This window comes from Roseiarcus sp. (assembly GCF_052145395.1).
Taxonomy (GTDB): Bacteria; Pseudomonadota; Alphaproteobacteria; order Rhizobiales; family Beijerinckiaceae; genus Roseiarcus.
Map to the genome: position 1 here is coordinate 1 of NZ_JBKQOT010000616.1, position 3554 is coordinate 3554.

5 protein-coding genes and 1 pseudogene are annotated in these 3554 nt (G+C 64.1%); 3 read left to right on the forward strand and 3 right to left on the reverse strand.

The window, feature by feature from the left end:
• Positions 1-243: hypothetical protein (locus tag ACLP25_RS21165; RefSeq protein ID WP_442471121.1), on the forward strand; the 243-nt coding region annotated here is incomplete at its 5' end.
• 85 nt (positions 244-328) lie between these two features.
• Here ACLP25_RS21165 and ACLP25_RS21170 read toward each other — a convergent pair.
• On the reverse strand, positions 329-1735 hold the full coding sequence (locus ACLP25_RS21170) for an ISNCY family transposase (protein ID WP_442471124.1): 1407 nt from the start codon (positions 1733-1735) through the stop codon (positions 329-331).
• Between the two features lies 1 nt (position 1736).
• Positions 1737-2123 (reverse strand): DUF6788 family protein, encoded by a 387-nt coding sequence (locus tag ACLP25_RS21175; RefSeq protein ID WP_442471122.1) that lies wholly within the window; start codon positions 2121-2123, stop codon positions 1737-1739.
• 182 nt (positions 2124-2305) lie between these two features.
• On the opposite strand from ACLP25_RS21175, the pseudogene ACLP25_RS21180 reads away from it, so the two are divergent.
• Both ACLP25_RS21180 and ACLP25_RS21185 read left to right on the forward strand, forming a co-directional pair.
• A pseudogene (locus ACLP25_RS21180) lies at positions 2306-2527 on the forward strand (YeeE/YedE family protein); the annotation flags it as partial.
• 28 nt (positions 2528-2555) lie between these two features.
• Positions 2556-3143 carry a serine O-acetyltransferase gene (locus ACLP25_RS21185; protein ID WP_442471125.1) on the forward strand — a complete coding sequence of 196 codons (588 nt, stop codon included), beginning with the start codon at positions 2556-2558 and terminating at the stop codon, positions 3141-3143.
• Between the two features lie 129 nt (positions 3144-3272).
• Here the strand turns inward: ACLP25_RS21185 and ACLP25_RS21190 are convergent.
• Positions 3273-3554, reverse strand: a 282-nt coding sequence (locus tag ACLP25_RS21190; protein WP_442471123.1) for a serine O-acetyltransferase, incomplete at its 5' end; no start/stop codon positions are given.

The window sequence follows — 3554 nt, forward strand, 5'->3', positions numbered from 1 at the left end:
AACGGCTTCGTCACAATGTTTTTCCTAGCTATTCCGGTTGTTTCCTCTGCCATTTCAATGCTTCTTTCCCGATGGATTTCGGATCTGCGCATCATCGAGGGGCCCCTGTTCTTGCTTGGACTTGTACTTGTCACATTGCCTTTGTTGGTGTTTTCGATGAAAACGTGGCGTGGTGCCGACTCGATCGATAACGATGTCACCGCAACGAGCGCGCCTAGCTACTTTCCGGCGCAAAATTCGTGATTTTGTGAAGATAGCGTCCTGATGATTTGCAAAGCAAAGCGCGCCGGGACGGCCGGCGGGCTGGGCGGGAAGATTGGACTATCGGCTACGGGGCGGATTTTTTTGCCATGGCATTGCCGATGGTGAGGAGATTGTCGCCGATCACGCCCCAGCCCACCCAACGCCGCATGCCGTTGTCGCCCTTGTATCGGCATCGGTCGAGGCCGTGTCGGCGCTTGACCACGCTGATGCGCCCCTCGGATCCGGTCCGCCACTTCTGCCCGTTGCGGAACCAGCGCTTTTTCTGTTCGCGTTTGCGCTCGGGGCTCTTGGTGGAGCGATTGGGAACGCAAACCCGCTTGACGCCTTTGGCCTTCGCGGCAGCCTCGTTCTTGCCGGAGTAAAAGGCCGCATCCGCCGCCACCAAGTACGGCGCCCGTCCAAGCCGGGCCTGATGGCTCTCGATTGCCGGGATCAGCAGGTCGGCATCGTTGGGCCGCCGATCATAGACTTCGTAGTCGGTGACAATCTGGTTCTCGGCCTCCTGCAGCTTGACCATCTTGCCGAACTCGTTGGGCTTGCCCGCCTTGCCCTTGCGGATGACCTCCGTCGACGGCTCGAACAGGCTGAGAAGCTTGCCTTCGGCGCGGGTGTCGCCGCCAAAGATGCGCGCCCGGGCTTGCTTCATCACCTGCTTGACCCGCGGCGCCATCGCATCGAGTTGCTGACGCAGGCCCTCCAAAGCGAGTTGCGCCACGACGTCGCCCGCCCATTTGACGCCATCGGCGATCTCCCGAGCGAACCGTTTCGCTTGGCCGACCACCCGGCTGGTCGAGTCGAGCAGTCTGCCGTAGCCCTGCTTGAGCCGCTCCTGGCTCTGCGGCCCCTTGGCGCGCGCCGCTCGCGCAATTTCGAGCACACGCAGTTTCACGCTCCGGCTGCGGTCGCGGAGTGTCGCGCCGGCTTCGCCGGCGATCGCAGTGATCTTCTTCATCACCCGCGTCAGCACGCGCACGCCGTCGCCGAGCAGGCTCGAGTCGGTCGGATAATGGATGTTGGTCTCCACGACCGTCGTGTCGACACGCATTCGCCGCCCGGCCGCAATGCCCTCAGCCTGTGCTATGGCCACAAGCTGCTCGTGAACCCGCTTGATCACCTCCGGCCCGACCACCAATCCCCAGCGACCCATCGTCTTGGCGTCCGGCATCTTGCCGCCGCCGACCCGCGTGAAGTCGCGGTAGACCAGGTTGGCGCGCACCTCGCGCTCGAGAACCTCGTAACTCCAGTTGCGGACATGCTTGAGGATCAAGAGACGCAGGACCATCTCGGCCGGCGAGCCTCGGCGACCGCGACTGCGGCTCTTGGGGTGGCGCCGCCCAAGCGCTTCGTAAACCGTCGCAACGATGGTTTCGTCATCCAGCAGTCGGTCGGCGTGGTTCATCCAGCTCTCGCGCAGATCCTTCACTTCCCCGGCGATCAATCCGTCGCCGAAGCTCAGCTGAGCTCGCCGCATCTCAATCACGGCGCTTTGTCCGCGTTCTCGCTGCCGCCTCATCCGGACGCAGCAGTTCGTGATTGAGCTCGCAAATCGCCTCGATGGCTTGCTTGAGCTCCTGATAGTTCGCCAGCCAGCGGCGCACCATCTGAACCATCTCGCCGCGCAGGCTGAACTGCCGCGTGCGCCCGCCCGGATAGCTCACCGTCAGCACCGACAAGGGGTGACCCTCGCCGCTGGCGCATTTGGCGCAGCCGCGAGCGTGGTTGCGGATGGTCCTCTCCAGCAGCGATCCGCGCAGGATCTCACAGGTTACCGGCAATCGTTCCAGCAGCTTCTCGCGCGACGCGATCAGTCGCTCTTGTCTCATTCTTATAGATGAGACCGATTCGTCGCCATCTGTCAACCGCCATTCATCACAAAAAATCTCGCAGGCTGATCGTCGACCCGAGCGAAACCGCGTCCGGCACAAAACCGTCCGAACTTGCAGCTTCTATTCCCGCCCAGCTACGAAACCGCTACGATCCGGGCCTTCCATTTTGCGCCGGAAAGTAGCTAGAAAACGGACGGATCCTCGGAGCCTCGGGATTGCTCGGCGGGCTCATTCCGCCGCGCGCGGGCGACTGGCAGTGGCGCGCGTCGGCGCTCGCGGGCCTCATCGCCGCGCCACTCGTCGCGAGCTTTCTCTTCGCGCCGGCGGCGCCCTCAATCGAAGCCAATGCCGCGACCCTGATCGCCGGGGGACTGCTGGTCGGCTTCGGCACGCGGCTCTCCAACGGCTGCACCAGCGGGCACGGCGTCTGCGGCCTCGCCCGCCTTTCGAACGCTCGAGGGGGCCTTGCACGCCTTGCAGCGGCAAATCGAGCTCGAACTGGCGCTGGCCAAAGAATGGAAAGGCGACAGCCGTATAGATTCGCCGCGTCGCGCCCCCGACATCGTCAGGGATTTCGCCGCCGAGCTTCCATCCGTCCGCGCGGTGCTCGACACGGACGTGCGCGCCGCGTTCGAGGGCGATCCTTCCGCCAAGAGCATCGACGAAATCGTCTTCTGCTTTCCGGGCTTCGCCGCCGTCATCCGTCACCGGCTGGCGCACGCGCTCTATGATCTCGGCGTGACGATGCTCGCCCGCATCGTCGCGGAGGTCGCGCATTCCCAGACGGGCATCGACATTCATCCGGGCCCGGCGATCGCCGACATCGGCTGTCTCGTCAGACGCGCCGCGCTCTTCGTCCTCGCCATGGCCGCCGGCATGGCGCTTTATTCTGGGTTCGCAACCGTTCCTTCGACGCCGGCCGCGGAGGTCGCTCTCGACGTTGACGTCTTCGCGCCGCTGTCGAGCGGTCGGCCCCTAGCCGGCCTGCTTCAGTCAGCGCGGGTTCGCGAGTTTCGGGCCTCGACAACCATTCGCGATCCTGCGATTGCGTGAGGTTCGTAGGCCGCGCCTGGAACACCATGTCATTCGGGTCATCGCCTTCGGCGAGAATGCGGTTGAGATGAGCGAGTCCGCCTCGGGCGGCGCGCCACAAGATCCGAAGGGCGGTTCGCCAGGCCATGATCAGATCCCCGCGCCGTCGTCGAACGATTCGTTGCGCACCTTGGCCTGAGTGATGCTGCTGCCGGGCGGCACGCTGTTCGTCAGCCAGATATTGCCGCCGATCGACGAGCCCTTGCCGATCGTGACCCGGCCGAGGATGGTCGCGCCCGCATAGACGACGACGTCGTCCTCGACGATCGGATGGCGCGGGGCATTCTTGACCAGAGCGCCCGAAGCATCGACCTCGAAGCGTTTGGCTCCGAGCGTCACCGCCTGGTAGAGGCGAACGTTGCGCCCGATGAT

What these genes read in the sequence shown, in the direction of transcription:
- ACLP25_RS21170 (WP_442471124.1), bottom strand. Translation starts at nt 1,735, where the DNA reads ATGCGGCGAGCTCAGCTGAGCTTCGGCGACGGATTGATCGCCGGGGAA.